We start from the raw sequence: 26,258 nt of genomic DNA on the forward strand, positions 1-26,258 counted from the left end.
CGGTCTTCGGTCCCCCCCGTCCGTCCGTGAACTCCCCGGGGACGTCAGGACGACCGGGGCGCGGGTTCGCTCCCCGGCGCCGCGAACCGGTCCAGGGCGCCCTGCAATACCCGGCGCGTCTCCGCGTCGCCCAGATGACCCGCGCCGTCGATCACGATCAGCTCCGCGTCGGGCCACGCCTTCGCCAGCTCCCACGCGGTGATCAGCGGCCCGCCCAGGTCGAACCGGCCGTGCACCAGCACGCCGGGAATCCCGGCCAGCCGTCCCGCGTCGCGGATCAGCTGCCCCTCCTCCAGCCAGGCGCCGTGCGAGAAGTAGTGGGAACAGATCCGTACCAGCGCCTGCCGGGCCCGGCCGGGGCGCCCGCTGTACGGCGACGGCCCGGTGTACGCCTCCTGGGAGAGCACCGCGTCCTCCCAGGCGCACCAGTCGGCCGTCGCCCGCGCCCGTACCTCGGCGTCGGGGTGTTCCGTCCGCCGGGCGTACGCGGCGAGCACGTCCGGCGTCGCGCCGCCCGCCGCCTCCGGCACACCGGCCCGGAACCGGTCCCACGCCTCGGGGAAGATCTGCCCGGCACCCCGGTACAACCAGTCGATCTCCGACCGCCTTGTCGTCGTGACGGCCGGGATCACGATCTCGGAGACCCGCTCCGGGTACTGCTCGGCGTACGCGAGGATCAGCGTCGAACCCCAGGACCCGCCGTACAGCAGCCACGCCTCGATCCCGAGGTGGGTGCGCAGCCGTTCCATGTCGGCGATCAGCCGGTCGGTGGTGTTGAACCGCATGTCGGTCGCGGGGTCGGCGGCGTGCGGCGTGGAACGGCCGCAGCCGCGCTGGTCGAAGAGGACGACGCGGTACCGCTCCGGGTCGAAGAACCGCCGCTGCCGCTCGGTGCACCCCGAGCCCGGACCGCCGTGCACGACGACCGCCGGTTTGCCGTCCGGGTTGCCGCACACCTCCCAGTACACGTGGTTGCCCTCCCCGACGTCGAGCATCCCGTGCTCGTGGGGTTCGATCGGCGGGTACGTTCCGTCGGCTGCGCGGTCCATGGTGTGCTGCGGCTCCCTCGGCTCGGTACGCGGCCCGGGGGCCGTGAGGCTCCACGGGTGGTCATGGGGTGGTTCCACGGGCGGACATGAGGTTCCACGGGCGGTCTGTGGAGGGGGCTTCCCGCGAGACCGCCGGGCGTAGCCTGGGCGCCGTGAACTCCGTACCCCGGGTACTGACCGTACTCGACGAACTGCTGACCGCCGCCGCCCCCGCCGGACGCGGCGCTCTGTGGCAACTTGCCGAATCAGGGCGGGAGTTGGATGCGAACCTGGTGCGCCTGCCGCCCGGTGCCGAGGTCGGTGAGCACCAGGAGGACGTGCTGGACGTCCTCCTGGTCGTCGTCGCGGGCGGCGGCCGGGCGGTCTCCGGCGGCGAGGCCCTGGGCCTGACCCCGACGACTGTGCTCTGGCTGCCCCGTACCTCCCGCCGCGCCCTCGCCGCGGGGCCGGACGGCCTGACGTACCTCACCGTCCACCGCCGCCGCCCCGGGCTGACGATCAAGCCCGCGGTCGCACCCGCCGGGCGTCCCGCGGCGCACGAGGGCGGCGAGGGGCCCTGCATGCTGGACCGGGTCTGCCCCGGGTGCGGCCGGCTCTCGGCGGACCCGGAGCCGGTGTTCTGCAGCCGGTGCGGGGAACGGTTCGCGGACCTCTGAGCGCCGCGGTGCGCGCGGACCGGACGGGCCCGCGCGGCACGTCGTGCGGCGGGGACGGCACGGCGCTGCGGGTGGGCGGGGCGGCACGGCACGTCGTGCAGCCGGGGCGGCACGGTACTGCGGGTGGGCGGGGCTGCGTGATACCTCGCATACAGAGATAAAATGGACAGGTGATGGCGAGTGATGTGTCCGATGAACTCGCCGGAATCCTGCCCCGCATCCAGCGGCTCGTCCGGCGGAGGCTGCGCGGTGGTCTGAGCGTTCCGCCGTTGGGCGGCGCGCACGCCGAACTGCTGCGGCTGGTCGCCGCCGAACCCGGCGTCCGGGTCTCCGCCGCGGCGCACGCCCTGTGTCTCGCGGCCAACTCCGTCAGCACCCTGGTCAATCACCTCGTCGCGGAGGGGCTGCTGCGGCGGGACACCGACCCGTGCGACGGGCGTGCCGCGTTGCTGTACCCGACCCGGGCGGGCGAGGCCCGGATGCGGGAGTGGCGTGCCCGGCGCGACGCGCTGTTCCGCGATCACGTGGCGCGACTCGGTGCGGCCGACCGCGCCGCACTTGCCGCCGCGCTCCCGTCCCTGCGGCGACTCGCCGAGTCGCTGCGCGAGGGGGAGGAGAACCCATGTCGACACGCCGATACCCCGAAGGACCCGGCACCGCTCCCCGAACGGCCCCCGCCCCCGCTCTCCCCACCGTCACCGCCACCGATGTCCCCGCCGTCCGTTGCGCCGGGCTGACGTACGCGTTCGGTGCGTCGCGAGCGGTCGACGGCCTGGACCTGATGGTCCGTCCCGGCGAGGTCTTCGGCCTGCTCGGCCCCAACGGGGCGGGCAAGACGACAACGATGCGCGTGATCACCACCCTGCTGCCGGTACCGCCCGGAGTCGTCGAGGTGTTCGGCAAGGACGTGGCTCGCCACCGGATGGCGGTGAGGCGCCTGCTCGGATACGTGCCGCAGCAGTTGTCGGCCGACGCGAGCCTCACCGGCCGGGAGAACGTCAGGCTGTTCGCCCGGGTCTTCGACGTGCCGCGCCGCGAACGCGCCGCCCGGGTCTCCCAGGCCCTCGACGCGGTGGGGCTCGGGGAGGTCGCCCACCGGCTCGCGGCCACCTACTCCGGCGGCATGGTGCGCCGTCTCGAACTCGCGCAGGCCCTGGTCAGCGCACCAAGGCTGATGATCCTCGACGAACCGACCATCGGCCTGGACCCGATCGCACGGGACGGTGTGTGGGACCGGATCACCGAGATCCGGGCCGGGACGGGCATGACCGTTCTGGTGACCACGCACTCCATGGACGAGGCCGACCGGCGCTGCGACCGGCTGGCGCTGATGCACCTCGGCAGGCTCCGCGCGTTCGGGACGCCCGCCGAGCTGAAGGGCGAACTCGTCGCCCGCCGCCGGGAATCGGGCGCCACCGACCTGCCGCCGCCGACCCTGGAGGACGTGTTCCGGTACCACTCCGGAAGCGGCCTGGACGATCCCGCCTCCGCCACGGAGAACGACGGGGACGACAGGGACTCCAGGGGCGGCAGGGGCGACAGGAACCAGGGGCACAGGAGGAAGGGCCGCAACGAGCGGAGAGGAGCGTTCGGAGATGTCCGCCGCACCCGTCGTACCGCATCCCGCCTCGGCTGAGTCCGGCCCGCCCGACCGGCGGTTCGCACTGCTGCTGACCCCGCCGCCGCCCCGCACCGGCTGGCGCGTCGTACCGGCCCGGGTGGCCGCGATGTGCGCCGTCGAGTTCCAGAAACTGCTCCACGACCGCACCGAGATCTACACCCGCGCCGTCCAGCCCGCGCTGTGGCTGCTGATCTTCGGCGAGACCTTCTCCCGGATCCACGCCATCCCCACCGGTGGTGTGCCCTACCTCGACTTCCTCGCCCCCGGCATCATCGCCCAGTCCGCCATGTTCATCGCGATCTTCTACGGGATCATGATCATCTGGGAGCGGGACTCGGGCGTGCTCACCAAACTCATGGTCACCCCGACGCCCCGCACCGCCCTGGTGACCGGCAAGGCGTTCGCCGCCGGGGTGAAGGCCCTGATCCAGGCGGCCGTGGTGGTGGCCCTCGCCGCCCTGCTGGGCGTCGGCATGACCTGGAACCCGCTGCGGCTCCTCGGGGTCGTGGTCGTCGTCCTGCTCGCCTCCGCGTTCTTCTCCTGCCTGTCCATGACGATCGCCGGGATCGTTCTCACCCGCGACCGGCTGATGGGCATCGGCCAGGCCATCACCATGCCGCTCTTCTTCGCCTCGAACGCCCTCTACCCGGTCGCCCTGATGCCGGGATGGCTCCAGGCCGTCAGCCGGGTGAACCCGCTCAGCTACGAGGTCGACGCGCTGCGCGGACTGCTGATCGGCACCCACGCCCACCTCGGTGCGGACTTCGGGGTACTCGCCCTCGCGGCACTGGCCGGCATCGTCGCCGCCGGTTCGCTGCTGGGACGCCTCGCCCGCTGAGCGGTACGGGAACGCGCGGCCGGGCCCCGCGAGGAGGGGCGGGCACGGAGGGAGGGGCGCCGCCGGGCCGTCGTTGCACCGGCGGAATCCGGCCCGGACCGATGACCATGGCTCAATCACAAGTACGTCTCGACGGCGCGGAGATGACGGTGCCTCTAGTCTGAGCCCCGGTTGATCCATGGAGCGCACAGGGGGTCGCATGCACGGCGACGACACGGCGGACCGAGGCACGGGCGACGGGCGGGTCGGCGAGGGGGCCGAGGAGCGGGCGGACGGTCCCGAGGCGCCGTCGCCGCCGGAGGCGGGCGCCGCGCCCTACGAGGTGATCGATGCCCGCTACCAGTTGCTGCGCCGGCTCGGGCACGGCGGGATGGGTGAGGTCTGGGAGGCCCTGGACACGCGCCTGAACCGCAAGGTGGCGGTGAAGGGCCTGCTCGACCGGGACGCCCCCGGTTCCGTCACGCACGCGCAACTCATGAAGCGGGCGCGGCGCGAGGCGGAGGCCATCGCCAGGATCAAGCACCAGAACGTGGTGGCGGTGCACGACAGGGTCGAGACCGACAACCAGGTCTGGATCGTGATGGAGCTGCTCAACGCGCACTCCCTCGCCGATCTGCTGCGTGAGGAACTGCAGTTGACGGTGCGGCGGACGGCCAGGATCGGCCTCCAGGTGCTGCGCGGGCTGCGGGCCGTGCACGACGCGGGGGTCGTCCACCGGGACGTGAAGCCGCACAACGTCCTGTTCGGACCGGACGAGTTCGCGATCCTGTCGGACTTCGGGATCGCCACCTTCGACGGCGCCGTACCCGTGACGCGGTCCGGGGAACTCGTCGGCACGATGAAGTACCTCGCGCCCGAACTGTTCGACAGTTCGTCGGGCCGGCCGCGTGTGGCGACGCCGGCGTCCGACCTGTGGGCGCTGGGCGTCACTCTCTTCGAGATGGTCGAGGGCAGGACCCCCTTCGACGGACTGTCCCCGGTGGAGTTCCTGGTGGCCGTCTGCGAGTCGCCCCTGCCGCGCATGCGGTACGGCGGACCGCTGATTCCGGTGGTGGAGGAGTTACTGCGCAAGGACCCCCAGCAACGACTGTCCGCGGCGGAGGCGGAGGAGATGCTCCGGGCGATCGTCCGCGAGGGCGGTGCGGCCCCGGAGGCGCCGGTGCGCGAGGCCGTCTCCGGCCGCGCGCCGGACCCCGTACCGCCCGCGCCCGTCGCACAGGAGCAGCAGGAGCAGCAGCAGGAACGGCAGCCCGTACCGTCCGCGCCGTCGCCGTCGCCGTCGCCGTCGCCGCCCCCGGCCGTCGTACGGGCGGGGGCCCCGCGGGGCGGGCCGCGGCGGCGGAGGGCCGGGGCCGCGGCCTTGTGCGCCGTCCTGCTCGCCGGTGTCGGCTGGTACGTCGTGGACCGGTCGGGGCACGACGACACCGCGAAGGCGCCGACCGGACCGGCGCCGGGCGCGGAGGTCCATGAGTACCGCTTGTCGCACCCGAAGCTGAAGATCGGCGTCAAGGAGGACCAGCCCGGACTGAGCGAGGCCACCGGGAACGGGAAACAGCCGTACCGGGGGTACGAGGTCGCACTGGCCGTCCAGATCGCGAACGACATGGGATACGGAGCGGGCGAGGTCGACTTCGTCCCCGTGAACACCGAGAACCGGAGCAGTCTCCTCGCCTCCGGGAAGGTGGACCTGGTGATCGCCACCTACAGCATCACGAAGGAACGGCAGCGCGCGAAGCCCACAGAGCCCGGCGTCGCCTTCGCCGGCCAGTACTACATCGCCAACCGGAGCTACCTGGTGAGGAAGAAGGCGAAGCTGCACACGGTCAAGGACTCCAGCGATCTGATCCGCGACGATCTGGAGGTGTGCACCGCGCGCAGATCGACGTACGCCGACTCCTTGCCCGCGGACGGATTCAAGATGACGAAGCCCCTTCCCAACAGCTACGAGGAGTGCGTGCAACGGCTGTTGGACCCGAAGTCCGACGTCTACGCGGTGAGCACGGACGACGTCATCGTGGCCGGGTTCGCCAAGAAACACCCGGACCAGTTGACGCAGTTGCCGAGCGACGCGGGCGCGGAGGGGTACGGCGTGGCGATGAAGCCCGAGGCGAAGGGGCTGAAGACGGAGGTGTGTTCCGCCCTGGGCGAGATCATGGCGGACGGGCGGTGGGAGGACCTGTACCGGCAGTACCTCCAGCCGCTGCTTCACCAGGGGGTGCCGAACAAACCGGCGTTGGATCAGTGCGGGGCGAAGAAGTGAGGGCGCGCACGCCCGGAGCGAGCGGACCGGGCGGTCCGGCCCGCGGCTCCCGGCGGCCGGTTCCGTAACGCGCTGGAGACTCCCGGCGCGTACCGGCATGATGTCCCGATGACCAGTTCCGTGCGGCCGGTCGAGGCCCTTCTCGTCGTGGATGTCCAGCGTGCCGCCGTCCGCGGCGACCGGGCGGTGCCCGAGTCGGCCCGGCTCGTGGACCGGACGGCCGACCTGATCGCCCGGGCGCGCCGGGGCGGCGCGCTCGTCGTGCACATCCAGAACGACGGAGCGCCCGGGGCGGACGACGAACCCGGCACGCCCGGTTGGGAACTCCACCACCCCGTCCGGCCGGGCCCCGCGGAGGCCGTGGTCCGCAAGATCGAGGACGACGGCTTCCACGAGACGTCACTGGGCGGTCTGTTGGCCGACGCGGGGGTGCGGGCGCTCGCCGTCTGCGGGGTGATGTCCGAGATGTGCGTGCAGGCGACCGCGCGCACGGCCCTGGCGCGCGGATACCGGGTCGTGATGCCGCACGACGCCCATGCGACGCATGACATCCCGGCCGCCCCCGGGATCAGCGACGCGATCCCGGCCGCGGCGGTCTCACGGGTCGCCGAATGGGGGCTCGGCAGCGACCTCGAAGTCGTCGCGCACGCCTCGGACGTCGTGTTCACGGCCCCGCCGCGGCGGGGCTGAGAGGCTGTCGGGCCGGGTCGCGGTCCGGCCGACGCGGCGGTCCGGACCGGCAACCCCGCCCCGTCCGGACCGCTTTCCTTCACGGGCGCCGGAACAGGGCAGTCCAGAGGAACGGTTCACCGAAGTGCGGCGACTCGGATGGTTCGTCGTTCATGCGGCGCAGTTCGACCTCCGTCAGGTCGGAGAAGATCCGGCGCAACGACTCGGGCGTGTAGGCGAGCCCGCCGCGCAGGCCGCCCCCGTCGTAGAAGGCGGCGTCGGGGAGTTCGGAGCCCATGCCCCGCTCGCCGGCCGCGAAGCAGGTGAGCGCGAGGTGCCCGCCGGGGGCCAGCACGCGGTTCAGGAGCGCGAGATAGCTGACACGGCGGTGCGGCGGAAGGTGGTGGAAGCAGCCGGAGTCGTGGATCAGGTCGTACGGTCCGGCCAGTTCGTCCTCCGCGAGGGCGAACGCGTCGCCGCTGTGGAAGCGGACGTCGGCCCCGGCCCCGTGGGCCCGTTCCCGTGCCCAGGCGATGGCCTTCGGGGACAGGTCCACCGCGTCGACCTCGAAGCCCAGGGAGGCCAGATGGAGGGTGTTGCGGCCCGGACCGCAGCCCAGGTCCAGGGCGCGGCCCGGCGCGATCAGGCCGCGGGCCGCGTACGAGACGAGGTTCTCGTCGGGCTTGGCCACGAAGAACGGGACGGTCCGTGCCCGGTCCGTGTAGAAACCGTCCCACCAGGAGGCGGCGTCGGCCGTCCACCGGTCGGCCTCCGGCGAGACCAGGTCGTCGAGAAGCCTGAGGACGTCGTCCGTCGTGCGCATGTTCCGGTCCATGTGGATCCGATCCCTTCCCCGCCGCGGGATGTCGTGTCGCCCCGTTCCGGACGCCGTTGCCGACAGGGGAAATCGTAGGTTCGTGCGGCGCCCGAGCCCAGTTCCGGAGGTGTGGACGAAGGCCCCCCGGAGGCGTCTGGCGGGCGGGGCGAGCAGGGTGGCAACTCCCTTCCGGACGCCCTCTCCCCGGGCATTGCCGCACTGGTGGGAGGGCATGCGGAGGGATTTCTCGGTTCCGCCGCGGGGTGTTTTTCTCGTCCCCCGCCCGCACCGCTGCGCTGCCGGGCCGGGAACGTGTGCGCCGGGACGGGCCGCACGGTGGAGCCCGGTCGGGCCCCGCCCCGGTGAATATGCGAATTGACCTCCGGCGTGACGCAGAGTGTCGTTAGAGTCACCCTCGTGAAGGCTCGTCGTGCGGATGACGCACACGCCGGAGCAGTGCGGGCGTCCGTGCGGACGAGCCGGTCGTGGCCGGAAGTCGACGCCGTGGCGGCAACGGTTCGCCGGGCGACCGGATGCGACCGGCGTGGAGCCGCCCGCGCGTGCCCCACTGCGTGGCGGAGACCCCACCGGCGGGGCCGAGCATGGAGAGTGGGGGCGCAGCGGTACGGACCGATGAAGGAGAACCGATGGTGGGTGTCGTGGCGAACCAGCGGAACGGGGCGGCAGGGCAGGCGACGGAGGGTCAGGGCGCGCGGGACCGACTCCTGCGCGTCGGACGCCAGTTGTTCGCCGCGTACGGGTACGCGCACACGAGTATCGAGGACCTGTGCGAGCACGCGAGGGTGCCCGTCCATGTCTTCCAGCAGGAGTTCGTCTCGCGGGAGGTGCTCCTGATGGCGATCTACGACGAGGTCGCGACCGAGGGACTGCGTGCCGCCGAGAACGCCCTGATGGCCGAGGGGATGGAGGACTGCACGACCGGGGTCCGGGTCCGGCTCCTCTTCGAGGCCTATGTGAAGGCGGTCACGGAGGACCCGTGCGCGGCCCGGGTCGCGTTCGTCGAGGTCCTCGGAGTGAGCCGAGAGGTGGACAACCACCTCGCCACCTGGCGGGCGATGTGGATCGACCACCTGACGGGCGAGGCCGAGCGTGCCGTACGCCGCGGCGAGGCGGTGCCCCGGGACCACAACGTGACCGTCACGGTGCTGACCCACGCCGTGGACGAGCTCATGGCCCACCACGGCCGCCGCCCCCGGCAGGTCGATGCCGAGTGGCTGACCGACGAACTGACCCGGCTCTCGCTGGCGATGATCCTTTCGTCCTGACCCGGCCGGGTCGGCCGGGCGGACGGGAGCCGCCCGGCGGCCGGGCCGGCGGGCAGGGCGAATAATGGGGAGATGGCGGCAGACGGAGAGCACCGGGAGAGCGAAGAGGCCCGGGACAGCGAGAAGCTCCGGGAGAGCGCTGAGCCCCGGAAGGGCCAGGAGGCCCGGGAGAGCGAAGAGGCCCGGAACGGCGAAGAGGCCCGGGAGGGCGTTGAGCCCCGGGAACGCGGGGCGCGGCCGAAGCGCGGGAGCCGGCCCGGGGGGCACCGCGCGCACGGCGCGCGGGCCGGTCACGCGGCGGACGCGGAGGACGACATCTCGGCGGTCCTGACGGGCGTCGGCGCCCGGTTGCGCGCCCTGCGCCAGGAGCGCGGCACGACCCTGGCCCAGATCGCCGAGACCACCGGGATCTCCCTCAGCACCCTGTCACGCCTGGAGTCGGGCGGTCGCAGACCCACTCTCGAACTGCTGCTGCCGCTGGCCAAGGTCTACGGGGTACAGCTCGACGAACTCGTCGGCGCGCCCGCCACCGGCGACCCGCGCGTTCATTTCCGTCCCTTCACCCGGGACGGCATGACCTTCGTGCCGCTGACCCGGCATCTCGGCGGGCTGCACGCGTACAAGCAGATCCTTCCCGGCAACCGGGGCGCGACGGGGCCACTGGAACAGCGGGTGCACGAGGGATACGAATGGGTGTACGTGCTGGCGGGGCGGCTGCGACTGGTGCTGGGCGAGCATGATCTGGTGCTCGCGGCGGGTGAGGCCGCCGAGTTCGACACGCGGACCCCGCACGCCTGGGCGGGTGCCGGGCCGGAACCCGTCGAGTTCCTCAGCCTGTTCGGGAAGCAGGGCGAGCGGATGCACGTACGGGCCCGTCCGTCGGGCCGCAAGGAGCCGTGACGGGGGATCCCGGCGGCGGGGGAGTGCCCGGAGCGGCGCCGGCCGTCACGGGCGGGGGCCGTAGGGGCCGCCCAGCCCCCACGCCTGGTGCATCGCGTCGGCGAACGCGGCAGCCAGCTTGTGCTCGCCGCCGGGACCGGGATGCGTGCCGTCGTACGTGTCGTGGTGGATGTCGTATCCGGTGGGCCGGGACGCCAGCAGGAGCGGCGACGACGGGGCGTCGAGATCGGCGACGGCCTTGGCCAGGAGTTCGTTGAAGCGCTCGCACTCGGCGGCGAACGGGGCGTCCGACTCGGCCCGCACGTTCGGGATCACGGGCAGGAACACCATCCTCAGGCGCGGGTTCGCCCCGCGGGCGGCGGCGATGAACGCCCGCGCGTTGCGGGCGGTCTGTCCGCTGTCGGTGTAGAACCCGAGGTCGATCAGGCCGAGCGAGACGAGCAGGACGTCCGTGCGGTGCCCGGTGACGGTGTCGGCGATCACCGGGGCCATGTGCAACCACCCCTCGCCCCAGCCGGCCAGGTGGGCGCGGGCCCCGGCGGGGAAGTCCGGTGCGCCGTACGCCTGGCTGACGGCGGCGTCCGCCCCGGGGTCGTACAGCGTGCTGCGCGGGCCGACGATCTCGAACGGGGAGCCGAGGGCCGCGGTGAGGTGCTGCCACATCCGGTAGCGCCAGGTGAAGTCGCCGGCGCGGCCGATCGTCATGGAGTCGCCGACAAACGTGAAACGCATGGGTGCCATCATCGCGGATCACCGCCGATCGCCCCTCCGGCCGTGACGTGACGATGGACACTTGTGGCATGCGTTCGTACCTGACTGTGTCCGCGGCCGCCGCACTGCTCCTCCTCGCCGGGGCGGTCCCCGCCGCGGCGGACGGGGGCGGGGCCGACCGGAGCTTCACGATCGAGGACCCCCGGATCACCGAGTCCAGCGGTCTCGCCGCCAGCCACGCCCACCCCGGCATCTACTGGACGCACAACGACAGCGACGACGGACCGTACGTCTACGCCGTCGACTCCCGGACCGGGAAGACCGTCGCCACGATCACCATGACCGGGGTGGGGCGCCCGCGCGACGTGGAGGCGATCTCGCTCGGCCCCGACGGCAACCTGTACGTGGGGGACATCGGGGACAACCTGAACGGCAGCTGGGACCACGTCTGGATCTACCGGTTCCCGGAGCCGAAGGAACTGAGGGACGCGACGGTCCGGGCCACCCAGTTCGACGTGAAGTACGCGGACGGCCCGCGCAACGCCGAGGCACTGATGGTCCACCCCGTCACCGGGCGCGTCTACATCGCGTCGAAGAACGAGGACGGCGGCGGACTGTACGAGGGCCCGGCCCGGCTCACCACCGGCTCCACCAACGTGTTCCGACGCGTCGGCGAGGTGCCGTGGGTGACGGACGGGGCGTTCTCGCCGGACGGCAGGGAACTGGTGCTGCGCTCGTACTTCAGCGCCCGCGGCTACGCATTCGAGAACGGCGGGCTCGGCGCCGACCACGCCGTCAGGGCACCGCTCCAGCGGCAGGCCGAGTCGGTCACGTACACGGCGGACGGCTCGGCGCTGATGTTCGGCTCGGAGGGGAAGCGGAGCGAGGTGGTGCGGGTGGACATCGGCACGGACACCGGCGGGAAGCAGCCGTCCCGGGGCGGGAGTGCCTCGGAGTCGTCCGGCGGGGACGGCATCGGCGCGAAGGGCGCGAGCGCGACGGGTGTGCTGGTGCTCGTGGGCATCGGCCTCCTGGTGCTCGTGGGACGGCGGAAGAAGGGCTGAGCGCCCATCGGCCCACGCACCGTCATGCGTCCGAGCAGCCGGGGCAGCCGGGGTGTCGGGGGGCGGGCCGTCGGGCGCGGATAGTGTCGGGTGCCATGACGAACCACGATCCCCGGCCCTTCACCACCCTCCGGCTCGACGCGCTGCCGCTGCGGGTCGCGCACGCCGACGAGATGGCGGTCGTGCTCGACGACCCGGCCCTGTACACGTACACCGGCGGCGCCCCGGAGGCCGCCGACGCGCTCCGGGCCCGCTACGCGCGCCAGACCGCCGGTTCCCCGGATCCCGGGGTCCGGTGGTGGAACTGGGTGCTGCGCGTGCGGGACGAGGACCGCCTCGCCGGATACGTCCAGGCGACGGTGGACGTCCGGGAAGCGGAGGCGGAGATCGCCTGGGTCGTCGGAACCCGGTGGCAGGGACGCGGGTACGCGAAGGAGGCGGCGTCGGGGCTGGTGAACCATCTGACCGGAGCGGGAACGGGAACGGGGCCGATGCGTACGGTCGTCGCCCACATCCACCCGGACCACGTCGCTTCCGGCGCGGTGGCCGCGACGGCCGGACTGGTACCCACGGAGGTGTGGTGCGACGGCGAACGGCGCTGGGAGCGGGGACAGGAGCGGTGCCGGGAAGCGCGCCGAGAGCCTGTCGGGTGACCTTCGCCCGGTCAGAGGCCACCCGACAGGCTCTGAGGCGTCGTTGTCAGTGGCGGGTGTGAGGATGGCGTCCGCCGGTGGAGTTCGCCGGTGGACACCCGTCTTCGCGTGGAGAGACATCATGGGCACCTGGGACATCGGTCACTTCGACAACGACACCGCCGCGGACTTCTCGGGGCGCCTGGACGACACCCCCGAGGGCGAGCGGGAAACCGTGATCCGCACTGTTCTGGAACTCGCGCTCGCGGAGGGCTTCCTGGACAGCGACGAGGCGGCGGAAGCGGTGGCGGCTGCGGCACTCGTCGCTTCCCAGTGCCCCGGCGGGGAGGCTGTCACCACGGCCTACGGCCCCGACAAGTCGCTGCCCGTGCTGGCGGCGGAGCTGCGCCCGCTCGCGGTGAAGGCCCTCGACGCGGTGCTCGGCGACGACTCCGAGCTGCGCGAGCTGTGGGAGGACAACGAGGAATGGACGTCGGGCATAGCCCGGCTCCGGGCGGTGCTGGTGGCGGCCGGCTGACCGGGAAGGCCCGGGGCGGGCGTTCGGGTCCCGGGCCGGCCGGCGGATCAGTGCCGGGGGCGTCCGGCCCGGACGAGTTCGGCGACGTCCAGGGTCACGGGGGTGCCGATCGACTCGGGCAGCGTGACGGACTGCCCGGGGGCATAGACCTGGTGGCTGTCGTACCCGCCGCCCATGGGCTCGGTCAGGACGTGCAGCCGGCCGTGCTTGCGGTCGACGATCACGTATACCGGGATCTTGGCCTCGGCATAGGCGGCGACCTTGTTGCGCAGGTCGTTGTTGTAGTTGCCGGAGGTGACCTCCAGCACGAGCCGGAAGACGGCGGGGTCGTAGCAGTTGTTCTCGATCAGGTGCTCGTCACGATCGGCATCGACGATCGCGAGGTCGGGGATGGCGTAGTCCTCGGGACCGCCGGGCAGCCACAGACCGATTCCCTGGATGACCTCCGATTCACCGTCGTTCGGGCCGGTGGTGAGGAAGGGCCGCATGATTTTGGTCAGCACCCGGCCGTGCGGGCCGTCCGGGGTTGGGGCCACGGTGATGACGCCTCCGATGATCTCGACACGGTAGCCCGGGTGCTGCTCCATGAGGCTGTTGGCCGTTTCGAGGAGCGATTCCGGCTCACCGCCACAGGGGTGCTCGACTGCTGCTGCAGACATTGCGGGCCTCCTGAAGGGGTGTGGTCGAGAACATCATCGTAGGACGATCCTGGTGTTCGCGGTGGTAAACACGTTGATCACCCGACCGGGTGAACGGGGAAGGGCTCCGCGCACGGTGGTGTGCGGAGCCCTTCGCGGAACACGGCCGGAGACGGCCGGGCCGGATGCGTAACCGGCCCGGTTCCGGACCGTTTCCGTTACAGCTTCTCGATGACGTAGTCGATGCAGGCGGTGAGCGCCTGGACGTCCGCCGGGTCGATCGCCGGGAACATCGCCACGCGAAGCTGGTTGCGGCCCAGCTTGCGGTACGGCTCGGTGTCGACGATCCCGTTGGCGCGCAGCGCCTTGGCGACGGCGGAGGCGTCGATCTCGTCGGCGAAGTCGATCGTGCCGATGACCTGCGAGCGCTTCGCCGGGTCGGTGACGAACGGGGTCGCGTACTTGGAATCCTCGGCCCAGCCGTACAGGTTCCGTGCCGAGGTGGCGGTGCGGCGGACCGAGAAGTCCAGGCCGCCCTGCGTGTTCAGCCAGTTCAGCTGCTCGTTCAGCAGGAACAGCGTGGCCAGGGCCGGGGTGTTGTACGTCTGGTTCTTGAGGGAGTTGTCGATCGCCGTGGGGAGCGAGAAGAACTCGGGGATGTGACGGCCGGAGGCGTGGACGCGCGCGGCGCGCTCCAGGGCTGCCGGGGAGAAGACACCGATCCACAGGCCGCCGTCGGAGGCGAAGGACTTCTGCGGGGCGAAGTAGTAGACGTCCGACTCGGTGATGTCGACCGGCAGGCCGCCCGCGCCGGAGGTGGCGTCCACCAGGACCAGGGAGCCCTCGTCGGCCCCGGTGACCCGCTCGATCGGCGCGGCGACACCGGTCGAGGTCTCGTTGTGGGTGAACGCGTACACGTCCACGCCCTCCTCGGCCCGCGGCTCCGGGTGGGTGCCCGGATCGGAGGAGATCACGGACGGGTCGGCCAGCCACGGGGCGAGCTTGGCGGCCTTCGCGAACTTCGAGGAGAACTCGCCGAAGGTCAGGTGCTGGGACTTCGTCTCGATGAGCCCGTACGTCGCGATGTCCCAGAAGGCGGTGGAGCCGCCGTTGCCGAGGATCACCTCGTAACCCTCGGGGAGCGAGAAGAGGTCGCGCACGCCCTGACGGACCGCGCCGACCAGGTTCTTGACCGGGGCCTGCCGGTGGGACGTGCCGAGCAGGGACGTGCCGGTGGCGGCCAGGGCGTCGAGCGCCTCCGTCCGCACCTTCGAAGGACCGGCGCCGAAGCGTCCGTCGGCGGGCTTGATGTCAGCGGGAATCTGGATATCGGCCACGAACCGGAGCGTAGTGCCTCGGGGACGGCGCCGAGGGGCGTGTCCGTCGGATGAGACACCCGCTCCGGTGCGTGGACGTGGTGCGCGCGGCGTGGTGGGAGTGGTGCGCGCGGCGTGGTGGGAGTGGTGCGCGCGGCGTGGTGCGGGCGGCTCAGCCCAGGCGTACCGGCAGGTCGTGCAGGTCGTTCTGGGTGACGATCGGCTTGTTCCGCAGCTCGGACGCCGGGACGGCGAGCTCCAGGTCCGGGAACCGCTCGTACAGCGCGGGCAGTGCCACTCCGGCCTCCAGCCGGGAGAGCGCCGCGCCGGGGCAGACGTGCGGGCCGTGGCCGAACGCGATGTGGCGGTTGGGGGAGCGGGTCACGTCGAACTCGCCGGCGCCCGGTCCGTGCTGCGTCTCGTCGCGGCCGAGCGCGCCGAAGGAGACGATCAGGGCCTCGCCCTCGGGCAGCACCTTGTCGCCGACCTCGACGTCCTCGGTGGCGAACCGGATCAGGACGTGGGACGTGGGCGTGTTCCAGCGCAGCGTCTCCTCGATCGCGTTCTCCCACGGCACCTCGCCGCTCAGCACCCGCTTGCGCTGCTCGGGGTGGGTCTGGAGCGCGACGACGGCGTTGACGATCAGGCTGATCGTGGTCTCGTGACCGGCCGCGATGATCAGCTGGAGGGTGTTGACGATCTCCTCGTCGGTGAGGCGGTCGCCGTCCTCGGAGGCCGCGATCAGGGCACTGGTGAGGTCGTCGCCCGGGTTGGTCCGCTTGCCCTCGACGATCTTCGTGAAGTGTGCGCTGAGGTCAGCCATCATCTGCGGAACCTCCTCCGGCGGGGTCTGCGTCGAGAAGAACTTCTCGAAGAGCTCCTTCAGCCGGGGGTGGTCGGCCCTGTCGACGCCCATCAGCTCGCTGATCACGTTCATCGGCAGCGGGTAGGCGAACTCCGCCTTCAGGTCGACCGGTTCGTCCTTCGGCAGCGCGGCCAGCCGGTCCAGGCTCGCGGTCGTCAGCGCCTCGATGCCGTCCCGCAGCCGTTCGACCCGCTTCACGGTCAGCGCCTGCGCGACCAGGGTACGCAGCCTGCGGTGGTCCGCGCCGTCGACGGTGAGCATGGAACGGCCCGGGTTGGCGAGGCCGATCAGCGGCCAGTCCATCGGTATCTCGCCGCGCCGCCAGGCGTTCCAGACATCGATGTCCTTCACGATCCGGCTGTCGGTGAGCAGTTGCCGCGCCTCGGCGTGGTGGGTGACCGCGTAGCAGTGCACCCCGCCCGGCAGTTCCACCTCGGCGAGCGGCCCGGCCGCCCGCAGCCGGGCGCTCTCGCCGTCGAGGTCGGTGACGAAGGGGTCGAGCGCGATCCGGGTCATCTCTGGCCTCCGAGGGCGGATGCGAGGGCGGTGGTGGTGGCGGAGCCGATGGCGGGGGTGGGGGTGAACGTCACCGGCAGGTCGGTCAGGCCGCGCAGCCACGGGGACGGGCGGCGGGTGAGCCGTTCGGCGGGGACGGCGAGGTCGATGTCCGGGAGGCGGTCCAGCAGGACCTCGATGCCGGTGCGGGCGATGACCTCGGCGGTCTCCTGGGCCGGGAACGGGCAGCGGTGCTCGCCGTGGCCGAAGGAGAGGAAGGCGTTGTTGCCGCCGGTCAGGGCGGAACCGTCGGTGCGGATCTGCGGGTCGTAGTTGGCGGCGGCGATGCCCAGCAGCAGCATGTCGCCCGCCTCGATGTGCCGCCCGCCCAGGCGGGTGTCGCGCGAGGCCCAGCGGCCCGCGACGTTCTGGGTCGGGGTGTCCTCCCAGAGCACCTCGTTCATCGCCTCGGCGACGCTGTGCCGACCGCCCGAGAGGGAGGCGGCGAACCGGTCGTCGGTGAGCATCAGCCGCAGCGAGTTGCCGATCCAGTCGGCGGTCGGCTGGTGCCCGGCGGCCATCATGACCATGAGGTCCTGGGCTATCTCCTCGTCGGTGAAGCCGCCGGGGTCGGCGAGCATCCGCGTCGCGACGTCGTCGCCGGGCACGGCGTGCTTGTCGACGAGCAGCTGGACCATGGAGGAGGCGAGGTGCTGCTGTCCGGCCAGCGCCCGTTCCCGGCCGTCGATCATGTCGTTGATCGAGCCGACGAGCGCGGCGGCGACGGAGTCGCCGAAGCCGTAGATCCTCGCCAGGACGAGCGCGGGGAGCAGCATCGCGTAGTCGGCGATGATGTCGGTGCGGCCGGTCGGGCAGAACCGGTCGATGAGGCCGTCGGCGAATTCCTCCGCGTACCGCTTCAGGGCGAACGGGTCGACGCCCTCCAGCGCGTTGCCGATCATCGCGGCACGCTCGGTGTGCCGGGGGCCGACGGTGTAGAGGATCGACGGCTGCTTGCGGCCGATCATCGGCAGCAGCGGCCAGTCGTCGGGGATGTTCTCCCACTGGTTCCACAGGTCGGAGTCGCGGCTGAACAGCACCGGGTCGGCGGTGACCTGGTGCAGTTCGCGGTAGCCGAGGATCAGCCAGGCGGGGATGTCGCCGTCGAGGACGATCGGCGCCACGGCCCCGTGGTCGCGGCGCATCTCCCGGTACAGGTGGGTCGGCTCGGTCTGGAACCGGGGGCCGGAGAGCGGCACGCGGCCCTGGGACACGGGGCAGCCGGCGGACGGCGCCGGGGGCTGGGTCACGGCGTGGGCTCCGGGGTCTTCGCCGGCGTCGTTGCCGGAGGGGCGGACGGGTCGGCGGCGTCGAGCCTGCGCCGCGACAGGGTGTGCAGGTACTCGACCAGCGTGATCAGCACGTACTTGCTGGACGAACGGTCCCGGGCGTCGCACTCCACGAGGGGCACGTCGTCCGAGAGGTCGAGCGCCTCGCGTATCTGCTGCTCGGTGTGGAGCGGGCCGCCGAAGTCGTTGCACGCCACGATGAACGGCGTGCCGTGGTGCTCCAGGCGGTCGATCGCGTACCAGGAGTCGGAGAGCCGACGGGTGTCGACGAGGACGACGGCGCCGAGCGTGCCCGAGAACAGCCGGTCCCACAGGAACCAGAAACGTTCCTGGCCGGGGGCGCCGAAGAGGTACAGCACCGAGCGTTCGTCGAGCGAGATCCGGCCGAAGTCGAAGGCGACGGTCGTGGACGTCTTCGACTGCACACCGTCGAGGTGGTCGACGGTTTCGCCGGCCTGGGTCATGGTCTCTTCGGTGTTCAGCGGACGGATCTCGCTGACGGACCGGACCATGGTGGTCTTGCCCACGCCGAAGCCGCCGACGACGACGATCTTCAGTCCGTTGTCGGCCGTGGCCCGCAGGGCGGCACGGTCAGAGATTGCGGAGTCCAACGAGCACCTGTTCCAGGATGTCGGGGGCCGGAAGGCGGTCCGCGACCCGCGCGGTGCGCGGGTGGCGGGCGCTGATCCGGCCGGTGGCCAGCAGATCGGACAGCAGGATGCGGACGATGCTGACGGGCAGGCCCAGGCCCGCGGAGATCTCCACGACCGCGGTGGGCAGGGTGCACATCCGCAGGATCGTGGCGTGTTCCGACTGCATGCCGGGGGTCGGTTCGCACTCGGAGACCACCAGGGTCACGAGGTCGAACGCGTCCGAGTCGGACCGGCTGCGACCCCCGGTGAGGGTGTACAGCCGGTCCGGGGCGTCGTCCCTGCCGGGGCGGGGGCGGTTCATACGTTCGCGGTCGCGTCGACGGCGGTGGTCCCGGCGCCCTCGTGCGAGCGCGGCGGTGCCACGAGGTGCTCGCCGAGCTGCTCGACGAGTTCACTCATGTTGTGTCCGATGAGGCCGACGTCCGCCTCGTCGGAGGCGACGACGGCGAGGTGGGCACCCGCGCCCGCCTCGACGATGAACAGCACGCCGCCGTAGAACTCGGCCATCGCGGACCGCACGCCGCCGGAGCCGTCGCCGAACTCGATGGACGCGCCGTGCGACAGGCTCTGGATACCGGCCGAGATGGCGGCCAGCTGGTCGGCCTGGTCGACGGAGAGCTCGGGGGTACGGCACAGCTTGAGGCCGTCCCTGGACAGGACAAGGGCGTGGCGGGTGCCGGGGGTGCGCTCCAGGAGCCCCTCCAGCAGCCAGTTGAGCTTCTCGTCGGTGGTCGCGGTCATCGGGTGTTGCCTTCTTCCGGGTGCGGGGGATTGGGCCGGACAGCCTGGCGGAAGCTGCTGAAGCGGGCTGCCTGTTCCTTGGGGTCGGTGGCACGGGGCCGGGTGCTGTCGTCGTCGCCGTGGGCCTGGTGACGGGCCTCGGCGGCGGCGAGGGTGCGCCCGCGGGGGCGCTTGGGGAGTCCGCTCTCGCCGAACCGGGGGAGGTTGCCGGTGGTCTCGGACGTGGTGGAGTCCGCGGACGCGGACGCTTCCGGGAGGCCGGGGGCGGCCGGGGGCTGCGGACGGTGGGTGTCGCCCGGGACGGCCGGGGTGGCCGTGCCGTGCGCGGGCTCCGGTTCGGGAGCCGGTACGGAATCTGTCGTGGACATGGCTTCCGGGATCCGCACGGGCAACGGCTCCGGCGCCGGGGCGGGCGTCGGGGACGAGGCGGCGGGGGCGGGCGTCGGGGACGAGGCGGGTGCCGGGGCCGCGACCGGGGTCCGGGCGAGGATCTCCTGCGGAAGCATCATCAGCGCACCCGTGCCGCCGCGCGCGGACGGCCGGAACGACACGGTCAGGCTGTGCTTGCGGGCCAGTCGGCCGACGACGGCGAGGCCGAGCCGGGTGCCGGAGAGCCCCGTCAGGTCGTGGTCGGTGGCCGAGACGGCGCGCTCGGCACGGCGGAGCTGGACGTCGCTCATCACCAGGCCGCTGTCCTCGACGGTCAGGACGATGCCGGCCGGCACCTCCTCGACGTACACGTGGACCTCCGCCGTCGGCGGCGAGAAGTTCGCGGCGTTGTCGAGGAGTTCGGCGAGCGCGTGCATGACGCCCTCGGCGGCGTGGCCGGCGACCGCGACGTCGCTCGTCGAGTGCAGACGTACGCGCTGGTAGCCGCTGATCCGGCCCATCGCGCCGCGCAGGATCGACTCCATGACGATCGGCTTGGCCCAGCGCCGTCCGGAGCGGGCGCCGGTGAGTACGGCGATGGAGTCGGCGAGGCGGCCTGCCTGGGCGGTGCGGTGGTCCAGGTGGAGCAGGTCGCCGAGCACGTCCTCGGCGGAGTGCCGGTGTTCCATCTCGCGCAGGTCGGCGAGCATGCTGGTGGCGAGGGCCTGCATCCGGCCCGCGGCGTTGGCGCAGGCGGCGACCGCGGCGGAACGCTCGGTCTCGCTGCGGGCCGCGCGGGCCGCGAGCCGCTCGACGTCGCCGTTCAGCCGTTGCGTCTCGGCGGCGGCCCGCTCGGCGATCCGGGCGGTCTCGGCCTCGGCGGTGGCCCTGAGCCGGGCCGTTTCGGCGGTGAAGCGCTGGCCCTCGGCGGCGGAGGCGGACACCAGCCGGCTGATCTCGCCGGTGAACCGCTGGGTCTCCGAGGCGAGCCGGGCACGCAGCCGGTTCGCGGTGACGCGGGCATGGACGGCGGCGGCCACGGCGGCGGACAGCAGCACGGCGGCACCGCCCGCTCCCCAGGCCAGGGGGGCCCGTACCGAGTCGGGGGCAGCGGCGACCGCCCACAGGCACAGGGAACCGGTGACGGCCAGAGATATCAGCAGGGCCAGTGCGGTCGGCCGGGATGAGGCGCTCAAGTGGAGTCCTTGGGGCGGACGGGGCGATTCTGGGCAGTTCGGTAGGGCGAGGGCGAATGCGACAACTGGAGTTGATAATTCCCAGGTAAGTCTGGGTCACTATATGAGAATTGACGCTCTCTTTGGGAAGCTCCTGTGGCGTTCTCTGTTACGTATGTGACTACCTGTCCGACGTATTCCCGAGTATTTGAGGTATTCACGGGAAACGTACGGGGTCCCGGAGCGCCAGAGGCCCGATCAACGGCATGCTGGGCCGATGGCCGTACCTCACGAACCCACGGAACGCACCGAACTCGCACACGCCCTGCGTGCGGCGGTCCGCGGGGAGGTCGGCTTCGACCCTGCCGCACGGGCGTTGACGACCATGGACGCCTCCAACTACCGGCGGGTACCGCTCGGCGTCGTCGCCCCGCGCGACGCCGACGACGTGGCCGCCGCACTCGCCGTCTGCCGCGCCCACGCGGTGCCGGTGGTCCCGCGCGGCGGAGGCACGTCCATCGCCGGGCAGGCCACCGGAACCGGCGTCGTGCTCGACCTCACACGCCACCTGCGCCGGATCACCCGGCTGGACGCCGAGTCCCGCACCGCGGTCGTCCAGCCCGGCGTGGTCCTGGACGACCTGCGGGCCGCCGCGGCCCCGTACGGCCTCACCTTCGGCCCCGACCCCTCCACCCACAGCCGCTGCACGCTGGGCGGCATGATCGGCAACAACTCCTGCGGCGCGCACTCGGTCGCCTGGGGCACCACCGCCGACAACGTGCACACCCTGACCGTGGCCCGCTACGGCGGCGACACCCTCCGGGCGGGCCGGGGCCCGGACCCCCTGCTCCCCGTCGGCCCGGTCCCGCTCGCATCCCCGTCCGGCGGACTCGCCTCCCCGCCGGGCGGCCCGGCCTCCCTCGCGTCCCTGTCCGGCGGACTCGCCGAACTCGTCGGCGGCAGCCTCGCGCTGCTGCGCACCGGGTTCCCGGAACTGCCCCGCCGCATCTCCGGATACGCCCTGGACGCCCTGCTGCCCGAACGCGGCACCGACCTCGCCCGTGCCCTCTGCGGCAGCGAGGGCACCCTCGGGGTGGTGACCGAGGCGACCGTACGGCTCGTCGAGGCACCGGCGGCCCGCGCGCTCGCCGTACTCGGCTACGCCGACGAGTCCGCCGCCGCCGAGGCCGCCGCGGGCCTCCTGCCCCACCACCCGCTGACCGTGGAGGGCATGGCCGCCGACCTCGTCCGGGAGCCGGCCGGGCTGCCGCGCGGCGGCGCCTGGCTCTTCGTCGAGACCGGCGGCGCCACCCCGGCCGAGGCACGGGCGCACGCCGAACGGATTCTGCGGGCGGGCGACGCGCTGGACGGCGCGGTCGTCACCGACCCGGCCGGACAACGCGCCCTGTGGCGCATCCGCGAGGACGCCGCCGGCACCGCCACCCGGATGCCCGACGGTGCCGAGGCGTGGCCCGGCTGGGAGGACTGCGCCGTACCGCCCGCCCGGCTCGGCCCGTACCTCCGCGCCTTCCGCGCCCTGCTCGCCGAGCACGGGCTGCGCGGCACCCCCTACGGGCACTTCGGCGAGGGCTGCGTCCATGTCCGGATCGACTTCGACCTGCTGGACCCCGGCGGCGTCGCCCGCTTCCGCCGCTTCTCCACCGACCTCGCCGACCTTGTCGTCGCGCACGGCGGATCGCTGAGCGGCGAGCACGGCGACGGCCTGGCCCGCGCCGAACTGCTCCCCCGCATGTACGGGGACGAACTCGTCGCCCTCTTCGCCCGGTTCAAGGACCTCTGGGACCCCGACGGCGGCATGAACCCGGGCGTCCTCGCCCGCCCCGCCCGGCTCGACGAGCACCTCCGCTTCGACGTCCTGCCGAGACGCCCGGTGGACGTCGCATTCGGCTACCCGGACGACGGCGGCGACTTCACCGCGGCGGTGCGCCGCTGCGTGGGCGTCGCCAAGTGCCGCACCGCCCGCCCGGCCGGAACCGGCGTGATGTGCCCCTCGTTCCGGGCGACCGGCGAGGAGGCCCACTCCACCCGCGGCCGGGCCCGGCTGCTGCACGAGATGCTCGCGGGCGAGGTGATCACGGACGGCTGGCGGTCGACGGAGGTGCGCGACGCCCTCGACCTCTGCCTGTCCTGCAAGGGCTGCCGCTCCGACTGTCCGGTGGGCGTCGACATGGCCACGTACAAGGCGGAGTTCCTGCACCACCACTACCGGGGACGGCCGCGCCCGGCCGCCCACTACACGATGGGCCGGCTGCCGAGGTGGCTGCGCCGGGCCGCCCCGTTCGCGAGGGTGCTGAACGCCCTGGCCCGGGTGCGTCCCCTGGCCGCCGCGGCCAAGCGGCTCGCCGGGATCGCGCCGGAGCGTGGCATTCCGGTCCTGGCGCGCGAGACGTTCATCCGGTGGTTCACCCGGCGCGGGGAGCGGGCCGCGGAGGCCCTCGCGGACGAGCGGCCGGGCACCGTCCGGCCGGGCACCGTCAAGCCGGGCACTGCTCGGCCGGTCACGATCTGGCCGGACACCTTCACCAATCATTTCGCGCCCGAGGCGGGCCGGGCGGCGGTCCGGGTCCTGGAGTCCGCGGGCCGGACCGTGCGGCTGCCCGGCCCCGGTGTGTGCTGCGGCCTCACCTACGTGTCCACGGGACAGCTCGACCGGGCCCGTACGGTGATGCGCCGGACCCTGGGCCGGATGGGCGGCCTTCTCGGCGAACCGGTCGTCGTCCTCGAACCGAGTTGCGCCGCCACCCTCCGTACCGACCTGCCCGAACTCCTTCCCGACGACCCCAGGGCCGCCGAACTCGCCGCCTCGGTGCGGACGTTGGCGCAGTACCTGGAGGAGTGCGCGCCGGACTGGCTGCCGCCCCGACTGGACCGCCCGGCCGTCGGCCAGACGCACTGCCATCAGCACGCGGTCCTGGGCGACGCGGCCGACCGGCGGCTGCGCGAACGCGCCGGACTGACAGGTGAGTTGACCGGAGGATGCTGCGGGCTCGCCGGGAACTTCGGCTTCGAACGCGGTCACTGGGAGGTGTCGGTGGCGTGTGCGGAGGAGCAACTGCTGCCCGCGGTACGGGCCGCCGCGCCCGGTACGGCGTTCCTCGCGGACGGTTTCTCCTGCCGCACGCAGCTCGGGCAACTCGGCGGGGTGCGTGCGCGGCACCTCGCCGAGCTGCTGGCGGAGGGGCTGGAGGCGGAAGCCCCCGGAGGCGGGGCCGGGGGAACGACCGGGGACGGAGCCGGGGACGGAGTGAGTGGGGACGCGCGGGGCCCGGCCCCGGTCGGGTGAGGACCGGGGCCGGGCGGGTGCGACGCGCGACCGGATCGCCGTCGACGGGGTGCGGCGCGGTCAGCAGTTGCGGATGGACCAGACGGAGTCCCAGTTCTGGTCCCGCCTGCCGCTGAACGGCTTGAAGGACGTGATGGTGTTTCCGCTCTGCCCGTAGAAGAACGAGGTCGGGGTGCCCGTCTGGTGGTCCCAGTAGTTCCCCGCGCCTCCCCAGTAGGAGAGCGAGTACCGGGCGCAGATGGTGAGGGAGAACACCTCCCAACTGCCTGTGGTGGGGTCCCAGGCCGCGGTGCAGAGGGCCCCCGAGTGGCAGGTGAAGGCCGTGTTGGGCGGCAGGTGCTGGGACGGCGCGGACGGCGAGACGGACGGCGATGTGGCCAGGATGCCCTGCGTCGACGCGGCAGCGGCTCCCGAGGGAGCGGCCGGTGTCCGCAGAACCTGCCCGGCTGCCGCGTCCCGGTCGGGCGGAGCGGCGGCCTCGGCGGAGCCGACGGTGAAGCCGGCCGTGAGGACGAGGGCCAGGGCGCTGATGGTGCCGACGAGCGAGCGCTTGTGGCGCATGTGGTGAACCCCCCTGTTGGAACGGTCCGTACGCGAGTTCGCGTACGGCTGTGCGCTGGTGCGTGTGCGGGTGGCGAACCGGACTCCGGTGTCTTCCGCTTCTCCTGCCGTATCCGTTCGCGGGAACAGGCTGTTGTACGCGGCAGTGCGTGCGCCACACGTTGAAGCTGTTGCTTAACGGTCTCCCCAGCGATGGGCCGTGGCGGAGACCGTGGCCGTCCGGCGCCGGACGGGCGCGACCTCCTGCGAAGGGCACCGGGGAGACGAACGGAGCGACGGGGGGGAGAGCGTGCGGAGGGAATGCCGGAGAAGCGCGCTCCTCGTACGCCGCGCGCGCCGCCTTGCCCGCCCCCGTGTCCGGCCCCGATGGTGAGGAGACCGGTCATATCGCGGGGGGATCGCATGGACCACACGCACCGGATCGCACCGGGAGGGCGCGGACCACCCCCGTCGCCTCACGGCGGGCGCCGGCAGCCGCGACGGCCCGGCCCGCCGAACGGAGAGCCGGCCGAACCGACGAGTCGGCGCACCGGGCCGGCGCGTGCACGGACCGACCGACCGTGTCCGGACCGACCGGCCGCGCGTACGGACCGACCGCCCGTGTAGGGACCGGTCGGCTGTACGGGGCCCTGTCGTACGGGTGCCGTCGCGCACCCTCCGAGCGACCACACCGGAGATCGCCTTGCTGCGGGTGCACTTCACCCCCGAGGACATCGGACGCGTCCGCGTCGCCGCCGCGCCCGACCCCTTGTGGGAGATCGTCAACAGTTTCCAGGCCCTGGTCATCGGGTCCAACCCCCTGATGTTCGGCGACTGGCGCCGCCGGGCCCGGCAGCGGCTGACCCCGGCCTGCACGCTGCTGGGGCCGTTGCTGCCGTCAGTCGGCTACTTCCCGGACTTCCTCACCCCCGACCTGAACGGCACGTTCGACCTGGACCACGCCGTGGGGACCGTGCTCGACACCCCCCGCTCCCTGGTGCACGCCCATCTGTCGGAGCTCGCCGCGGCCCGGAGGCGCAGTCGGCCGCTGCCCCCGGTGGTCCGCTCACTGGCCGAGGGCTCGCCGGAGGCACTGCACCGGCTCGGCACCGCCCTGCACACCTACCACCGGAACGCCCTCGCGCCCTTCTGGCCGCGGATCCGGGCGCAACTGGAGGCGGATCTGGCGCTGCGGGTGCGGACGCTGCTCCGGGCGGGCACGGACGGACTGCTGGGAGGCTTCCGTCCGGTGCTGCGGTGGCGACCGCCGGTACTGGAGGCGGACTACCCCGTCGACCGCGAACTGCGGCTCGACGGCAGGGGCCTGCTGCTCCAGCCCTCCTTCTTCTGCGTCCGTACACCGGTCACGCTCGCCTCCGACGAGGCGGCGCCGGTGCTCGTCTACCCGATCCAGCACACACCCGGCTGGGCGCGGGAGCGGGAGTCGGGGCTGGGCTCGCTGATCGGCAGCACCCGCGCCGCGATCCTGGAGGGTGCCGTCACCGGCAGTACAACGGGTGAGCTGGCGTGCCGCCTCGGCATCTCGGCGGCGGCGGTCAGTCAGCACACCGCGATCCTGCGCGGGGCCGGGCTCGTGCTGAGCGTGCGCCGGGGCAAGTACGTCCTCCACACCACCACCTCGGCGGGACTGGCCCTGCTCGACGGCCGGACCCCGTCACCGGCGGACCGGTAGCGGCGGCCGGACGGCACCGCGCCACCTCCGGAGCCGTCCCGGCCGTCGCGCCGAAGACCTCCGCACCGCGTGGCGGCCC

25 protein-coding genes are annotated in these 26,258 nt (G+C 72.7%); 13 read left to right on the forward strand and 12 right to left on the reverse strand.

Annotated features, from left to right (window positions below; all coding sequences use genetic code 11):
- Positions 1-44: 44 nt before the first annotated feature.
- The gene (gene pip, locus ACF1CT_RS27460; RefSeq protein WP_391786644.1) at positions 45-1,049 is read right to left on the reverse strand and encodes a prolyl aminopeptidase; all 1,005 of its coding nucleotides are present in this window, start codon (positions 1,047-1,049) and stop codon (positions 45-47) included.
- Between the two features lie 152 nt (positions 1,050-1,201).
- On the opposite strand from pip, the gene ACF1CT_RS27465 reads away from it, so the two are divergent.
- The 6 genes from ACF1CT_RS27465 (at position 1,202) to ACF1CT_RS27490 (ending at position 7,114) form a co-directional block, all read left to right on the forward strand.
- Complete coding sequence (locus ACF1CT_RS27465; RefSeq protein WP_391786645.1) at positions 1,202-1,705, forward strand: hypothetical protein; 504 nt, start codon at positions 1,202-1,204, stop codon at positions 1,703-1,705.
- Between the two features lie 173 nt (positions 1,706-1,878).
- Positions 1,879-2,442, forward strand: a complete 564-nt coding sequence (locus tag ACF1CT_RS27470) for a MarR family winged helix-turn-helix transcriptional regulator (protein ID WP_391786749.1) — start codon at positions 1,879-1,881, stop codon at positions 2,440-2,442.
- On the forward strand, positions 2,328-3,341 hold the full coding sequence (locus ACF1CT_RS27475; RefSeq protein WP_391786646.1) for an ATP-binding cassette domain-containing protein: 1,014 nt from the start codon (positions 2,328-2,330) through the stop codon (positions 3,339-3,341). The genes ACF1CT_RS27470 and ACF1CT_RS27475 overlap by 115 nt, the downstream gene beginning before the upstream one ends.
- A complete protein-coding gene (locus ACF1CT_RS27480) occupies positions 3,301-4,164 on the forward strand; it encodes an ABC transporter permease (protein ID WP_391786647.1) in 864 nt (287 codons plus the stop codon). The genes ACF1CT_RS27475 and ACF1CT_RS27480 overlap by 41 nt, the downstream gene beginning before the upstream one ends.
- 199 nt (positions 4,165-4,363) lie before the next feature.
- Complete coding sequence (locus ACF1CT_RS27485) at positions 4,364-6,424, forward strand: serine/threonine-protein kinase (RefSeq protein WP_391786648.1); 2,061 nt, start codon at positions 4,364-4,366, stop codon at positions 6,422-6,424.
- 108 nt (positions 6,425-6,532) lie between these two features.
- Positions 6,533-7,114 (forward strand): cysteine hydrolase family protein, encoded by a 582-nt coding sequence (locus ACF1CT_RS27490; protein WP_391786649.1) that lies wholly within the window; start codon positions 6,533-6,535, stop codon positions 7,112-7,114.
- Between the two features lie 79 nt (positions 7,115-7,193).
- On the opposite strand, the gene ACF1CT_RS27495 is transcribed toward ACF1CT_RS27490, so the two are convergent.
- Entirely contained in the window at positions 7,194-7,928 is a 735-nt protein-coding gene (locus ACF1CT_RS27495) for a class I SAM-dependent methyltransferase (RefSeq protein ID WP_391786650.1), read from the reverse strand.
- Between the two features lie 629 nt (positions 7,929-8,557).
- On the opposite strand from ACF1CT_RS27495, the gene ACF1CT_RS27500 reads away from it, so the two are divergent.
- Positions 8,558-9,196, forward strand: coding sequence for a TetR/AcrR family transcriptional regulator (locus tag ACF1CT_RS27500; RefSeq protein WP_391786651.1), 639 nt, complete (start codon positions 8,558-8,560; stop codon positions 9,194-9,196).
- 315 nt (positions 9,197-9,511) lie between these two features.
- The gene (locus tag ACF1CT_RS27505; protein ID WP_391786750.1) at positions 9,512-10,096 is read left to right on the forward strand and encodes a helix-turn-helix domain-containing protein; all 585 of its coding nucleotides are present in this window, start codon (positions 9,512-9,514) and stop codon (positions 10,094-10,096) included.
- A 45-nt stretch (positions 10,097-10,141) separates the two neighbouring features.
- Here ACF1CT_RS27505 and ACF1CT_RS27510 read toward each other — a convergent pair whose 3' ends face one another.
- Positions 10,142-10,828 carry a GDSL-type esterase/lipase family protein gene (locus tag ACF1CT_RS27510; protein WP_391786652.1) on the reverse strand — a complete coding sequence of 229 codons (687 nt, stop codon included), beginning with the start codon at positions 10,826-10,828 and terminating at the stop codon, positions 10,142-10,144.
- A gap of 68 nt (positions 10,829-10,896) precedes the next feature.
- Here ACF1CT_RS27510 and ACF1CT_RS27515 point away from each other — a divergent pair, with 68 nt between their 5' ends.
- From ACF1CT_RS27515 to ACF1CT_RS27525, 3 genes are all read left to right on the forward strand, one after another.
- The gene (locus ACF1CT_RS27515; protein ID WP_391786653.1) at positions 10,897-11,871 is read left to right on the forward strand and encodes a WD40 repeat domain-containing protein; all 975 of its coding nucleotides are present in this window, start codon (positions 10,897-10,899) and stop codon (positions 11,869-11,871) included.
- A gap of 95 nt (positions 11,872-11,966) precedes the next feature.
- Positions 11,967-12,524: a GNAT family N-acetyltransferase gene (locus tag ACF1CT_RS27520; protein WP_391786654.1), complete on the forward strand. Its 558-nt coding sequence runs from the start codon at positions 11,967-11,969 to the stop codon at positions 12,522-12,524.
- 121 nt (positions 12,525-12,645) lie between these two features.
- A complete protein-coding gene (locus tag ACF1CT_RS27525; RefSeq protein ID WP_391786655.1) occupies positions 12,646-13,041 on the forward strand; it encodes a DUF4259 domain-containing protein in 396 nt (131 codons plus the stop codon).
- A gap of 47 nt (positions 13,042-13,088) precedes the next feature.
- Here ACF1CT_RS27525 and ACF1CT_RS27530 read toward each other — a convergent pair whose 3' ends face one another.
- The 8 genes from ACF1CT_RS27530 to ACF1CT_RS27565 all read right to left on the reverse strand — a co-directional run bounded on the left by ACF1CT_RS27530 (position 13,089) and on the right by ACF1CT_RS27565 (position 20,663).
- The gene (locus tag ACF1CT_RS27530; protein WP_391786656.1) at positions 13,089-13,700 is read right to left on the reverse strand and encodes a Uma2 family endonuclease; all 612 of its coding nucleotides are present in this window, start codon (positions 13,698-13,700) and stop codon (positions 13,089-13,091) included.
- Positions 13,701-13,897: 197 nt separating this feature from the next.
- Positions 13,898-15,016: a phosphoserine transaminase gene (gene serC / locus ACF1CT_RS27535; RefSeq protein ID WP_391786657.1), complete on the reverse strand. Its 1,119-nt coding sequence runs from the start codon at positions 15,014-15,016 to the stop codon at positions 13,898-13,900.
- Between the two features lie 151 nt (positions 15,017-15,167).
- A complete protein-coding gene (locus ACF1CT_RS27540; RefSeq protein WP_391786658.1) occupies positions 15,168-16,376 on the reverse strand; it encodes a cytochrome P450 in 1,209 nt (402 codons plus the stop codon).
- Complete coding sequence (locus tag ACF1CT_RS27545; RefSeq protein ID WP_391786659.1) at positions 16,373-17,665, reverse strand: cytochrome P450; 1,293 nt, start codon at positions 17,663-17,665, stop codon at positions 16,373-16,375. Before ACF1CT_RS27545 ends, ACF1CT_RS27540 begins: the two co-directional genes overlap by 4 nt.
- Positions 17,662-18,315, reverse strand: coding sequence for an ATP/GTP-binding protein (locus ACF1CT_RS27550; RefSeq protein WP_391786660.1), 654 nt, complete (start codon positions 18,313-18,315; stop codon positions 17,662-17,664). The genes ACF1CT_RS27545 and ACF1CT_RS27550 overlap by 4 nt, the downstream gene beginning before the upstream one ends.
- Positions 18,296-18,658, reverse strand: a complete 363-nt coding sequence (locus ACF1CT_RS27555) for a DUF742 domain-containing protein (RefSeq protein ID WP_391786661.1) — start codon at positions 18,656-18,658, stop codon at positions 18,296-18,298. Before ACF1CT_RS27555 ends, ACF1CT_RS27550 begins: the two co-directional genes overlap by 20 nt.
- Positions 18,655-19,098, reverse strand: a complete 444-nt coding sequence (locus ACF1CT_RS27560; protein WP_391786662.1) for a roadblock/LC7 domain-containing protein — start codon at positions 19,096-19,098, stop codon at positions 18,655-18,657. The genes ACF1CT_RS27555 and ACF1CT_RS27560 overlap by 4 nt, the downstream gene beginning before the upstream one ends.
- Complete coding sequence (locus tag ACF1CT_RS27565) at positions 19,095-20,663, reverse strand: ATP-binding protein (protein WP_391786663.1); 1,569 nt, start codon at positions 20,661-20,663, stop codon at positions 19,095-19,097. Before ACF1CT_RS27565 ends, ACF1CT_RS27560 begins: the two co-directional genes overlap by 4 nt.
- 256 nt (positions 20,664-20,919) lie before the next feature.
- Between ACF1CT_RS27565 and ACF1CT_RS27570 the strand changes: the two genes are divergently transcribed.
- Complete coding sequence (locus ACF1CT_RS27570; protein WP_391786664.1) at positions 20,920-23,946, forward strand: FAD-binding and (Fe-S)-binding domain-containing protein; 3,027 nt, start codon at positions 20,920-20,922, stop codon at positions 23,944-23,946.
- Positions 23,947-24,006: 60 nt separating this feature from the next.
- On the opposite strand, the gene ACF1CT_RS27575 is transcribed toward ACF1CT_RS27570, so the two are convergent.
- Positions 24,007-24,507: a hypothetical protein gene (locus ACF1CT_RS27575; protein WP_391786665.1), complete on the reverse strand. Its 501-nt coding sequence runs from the start codon at positions 24,505-24,507 to the stop codon at positions 24,007-24,009.
- Positions 24,508-25,147: 640 nt separating this feature from the next.
- Here ACF1CT_RS27575 and ACF1CT_RS27580 point away from each other — a divergent pair.
- The gene (locus tag ACF1CT_RS27580) at positions 25,148-26,179 is read left to right on the forward strand and encodes an ArsR/SmtB family transcription factor (protein ID WP_391786666.1); all 1,032 of its coding nucleotides are present in this window, start codon (positions 25,148-25,150) and stop codon (positions 26,177-26,179) included.
- The last annotated feature ends 79 nt before the right edge of the window (positions 26,180-26,258 follow it).

It is taken from the genome of Streptomyces sp. NPDC014734, from assembly GCF_043083325.1.
GTDB lineage: Bacteria > Actinomycetota > Actinomycetes > Streptomycetales > Streptomycetaceae > Streptomyces.

What these genes read in the sequence shown, in the direction of transcription:
- ACF1CT_RS27525 (WP_391786655.1), top strand. Translation starts at nt 12,646, where the DNA reads ATGGGCACCTGGGACATCGGTCACTTCGACAACGACACCGCCGCGGAC.
- ACF1CT_RS27475 (WP_391786646.1), top strand. Translation starts at nt 2,328, where the DNA reads ATGTCGACACGCCGATACCCCGAAGGACCCGGCACCGCTCCCCGAACG.
- ACF1CT_RS27530 (WP_391786656.1), bottom strand. Translation starts at nt 13,700, where the DNA reads ATGTCTGCAGCAGCAGTCGAGCACCCCTGTGGCGGTGAGCCGGAATCG.
- ACF1CT_RS27510 (WP_391786652.1), bottom strand. Translation starts at nt 10,828, where the DNA reads ATGCGTTTCACGTTTGTCGGCGACTCCATGACGATCGGCCGCGCCGGC.
- ACF1CT_RS27485 (WP_391786648.1), top strand. Translation starts at nt 4,364, where the DNA reads ATGCACGGCGACGACACGGCGGACCGAGGCACGGGCGACGGGCGGGTC.
- ACF1CT_RS27540 (WP_391786658.1), bottom strand. Translation starts at nt 16,376, where the DNA reads ATGACCCGGATCGCGCTCGACCCCTTCGTCACCGACCTCGACGGCGAG.
- ACF1CT_RS27495 (WP_391786650.1), bottom strand. Translation starts at nt 7,928, where the DNA reads ATGGACCGGAACATGCGCACGACGGACGACGTCCTCAGGCTTCTCGAC.
- ACF1CT_RS27520 (WP_391786654.1), top strand. Translation starts at nt 11,967, where the DNA reads ATGACGAACCACGATCCCCGGCCCTTCACCACCCTCCGGCTCGACGCG.
- ACF1CT_RS27560 (WP_391786662.1), bottom strand. Translation starts at nt 19,098, where the DNA reads ATGACCGCGACCACCGACGAGAAGCTCAACTGGCTGCTGGAGGGGCTC.
- ACF1CT_RS27490 (WP_391786649.1), top strand. Translation starts at nt 6,533, where the DNA reads ATGACCAGTTCCGTGCGGCCGGTCGAGGCCCTTCTCGTCGTGGATGTC.
- ACF1CT_RS27570 (WP_391786664.1), top strand. Translation starts at nt 20,920, where the DNA reads ATGGCCGTACCTCACGAACCCACGGAACGCACCGAACTCGCACACGCC.
- ACF1CT_RS27480 (WP_391786647.1), top strand. Translation starts at nt 3,301, where the DNA reads ATGTCCGCCGCACCCGTCGTACCGCATCCCGCCTCGGCTGAGTCCGGC.
- ACF1CT_RS27575 (WP_391786665.1), bottom strand. Translation starts at nt 24,507, where the DNA reads ATGCGCCACAAGCGCTCGCTCGTCGGCACCATCAGCGCCCTGGCCCTC.
- ACF1CT_RS27470 (WP_391786749.1), top strand. Translation starts at nt 1,879, where the DNA reads ATGGCGAGTGATGTGTCCGATGAACTCGCCGGAATCCTGCCCCGCATC.
- ACF1CT_RS27500 (WP_391786651.1), top strand. Translation starts at nt 8,558, where the DNA reads ATGGTGGGTGTCGTGGCGAACCAGCGGAACGGGGCGGCAGGGCAGGCG.
- ACF1CT_RS27515 (WP_391786653.1), top strand. Translation starts at nt 10,897, where the DNA reads ATGCGTTCGTACCTGACTGTGTCCGCGGCCGCCGCACTGCTCCTCCTC.
- pip (WP_391786644.1), bottom strand. Translation starts at nt 1,049, where the DNA reads ATGGACCGCGCAGCCGACGGAACGTACCCGCCGATCGAACCCCACGAG.
- ACF1CT_RS27555 (WP_391786661.1), bottom strand. Translation starts at nt 18,658, where the DNA reads ATGAACCGCCCCCGCCCCGGCAGGGACGACGCCCCGGACCGGCTGTAC.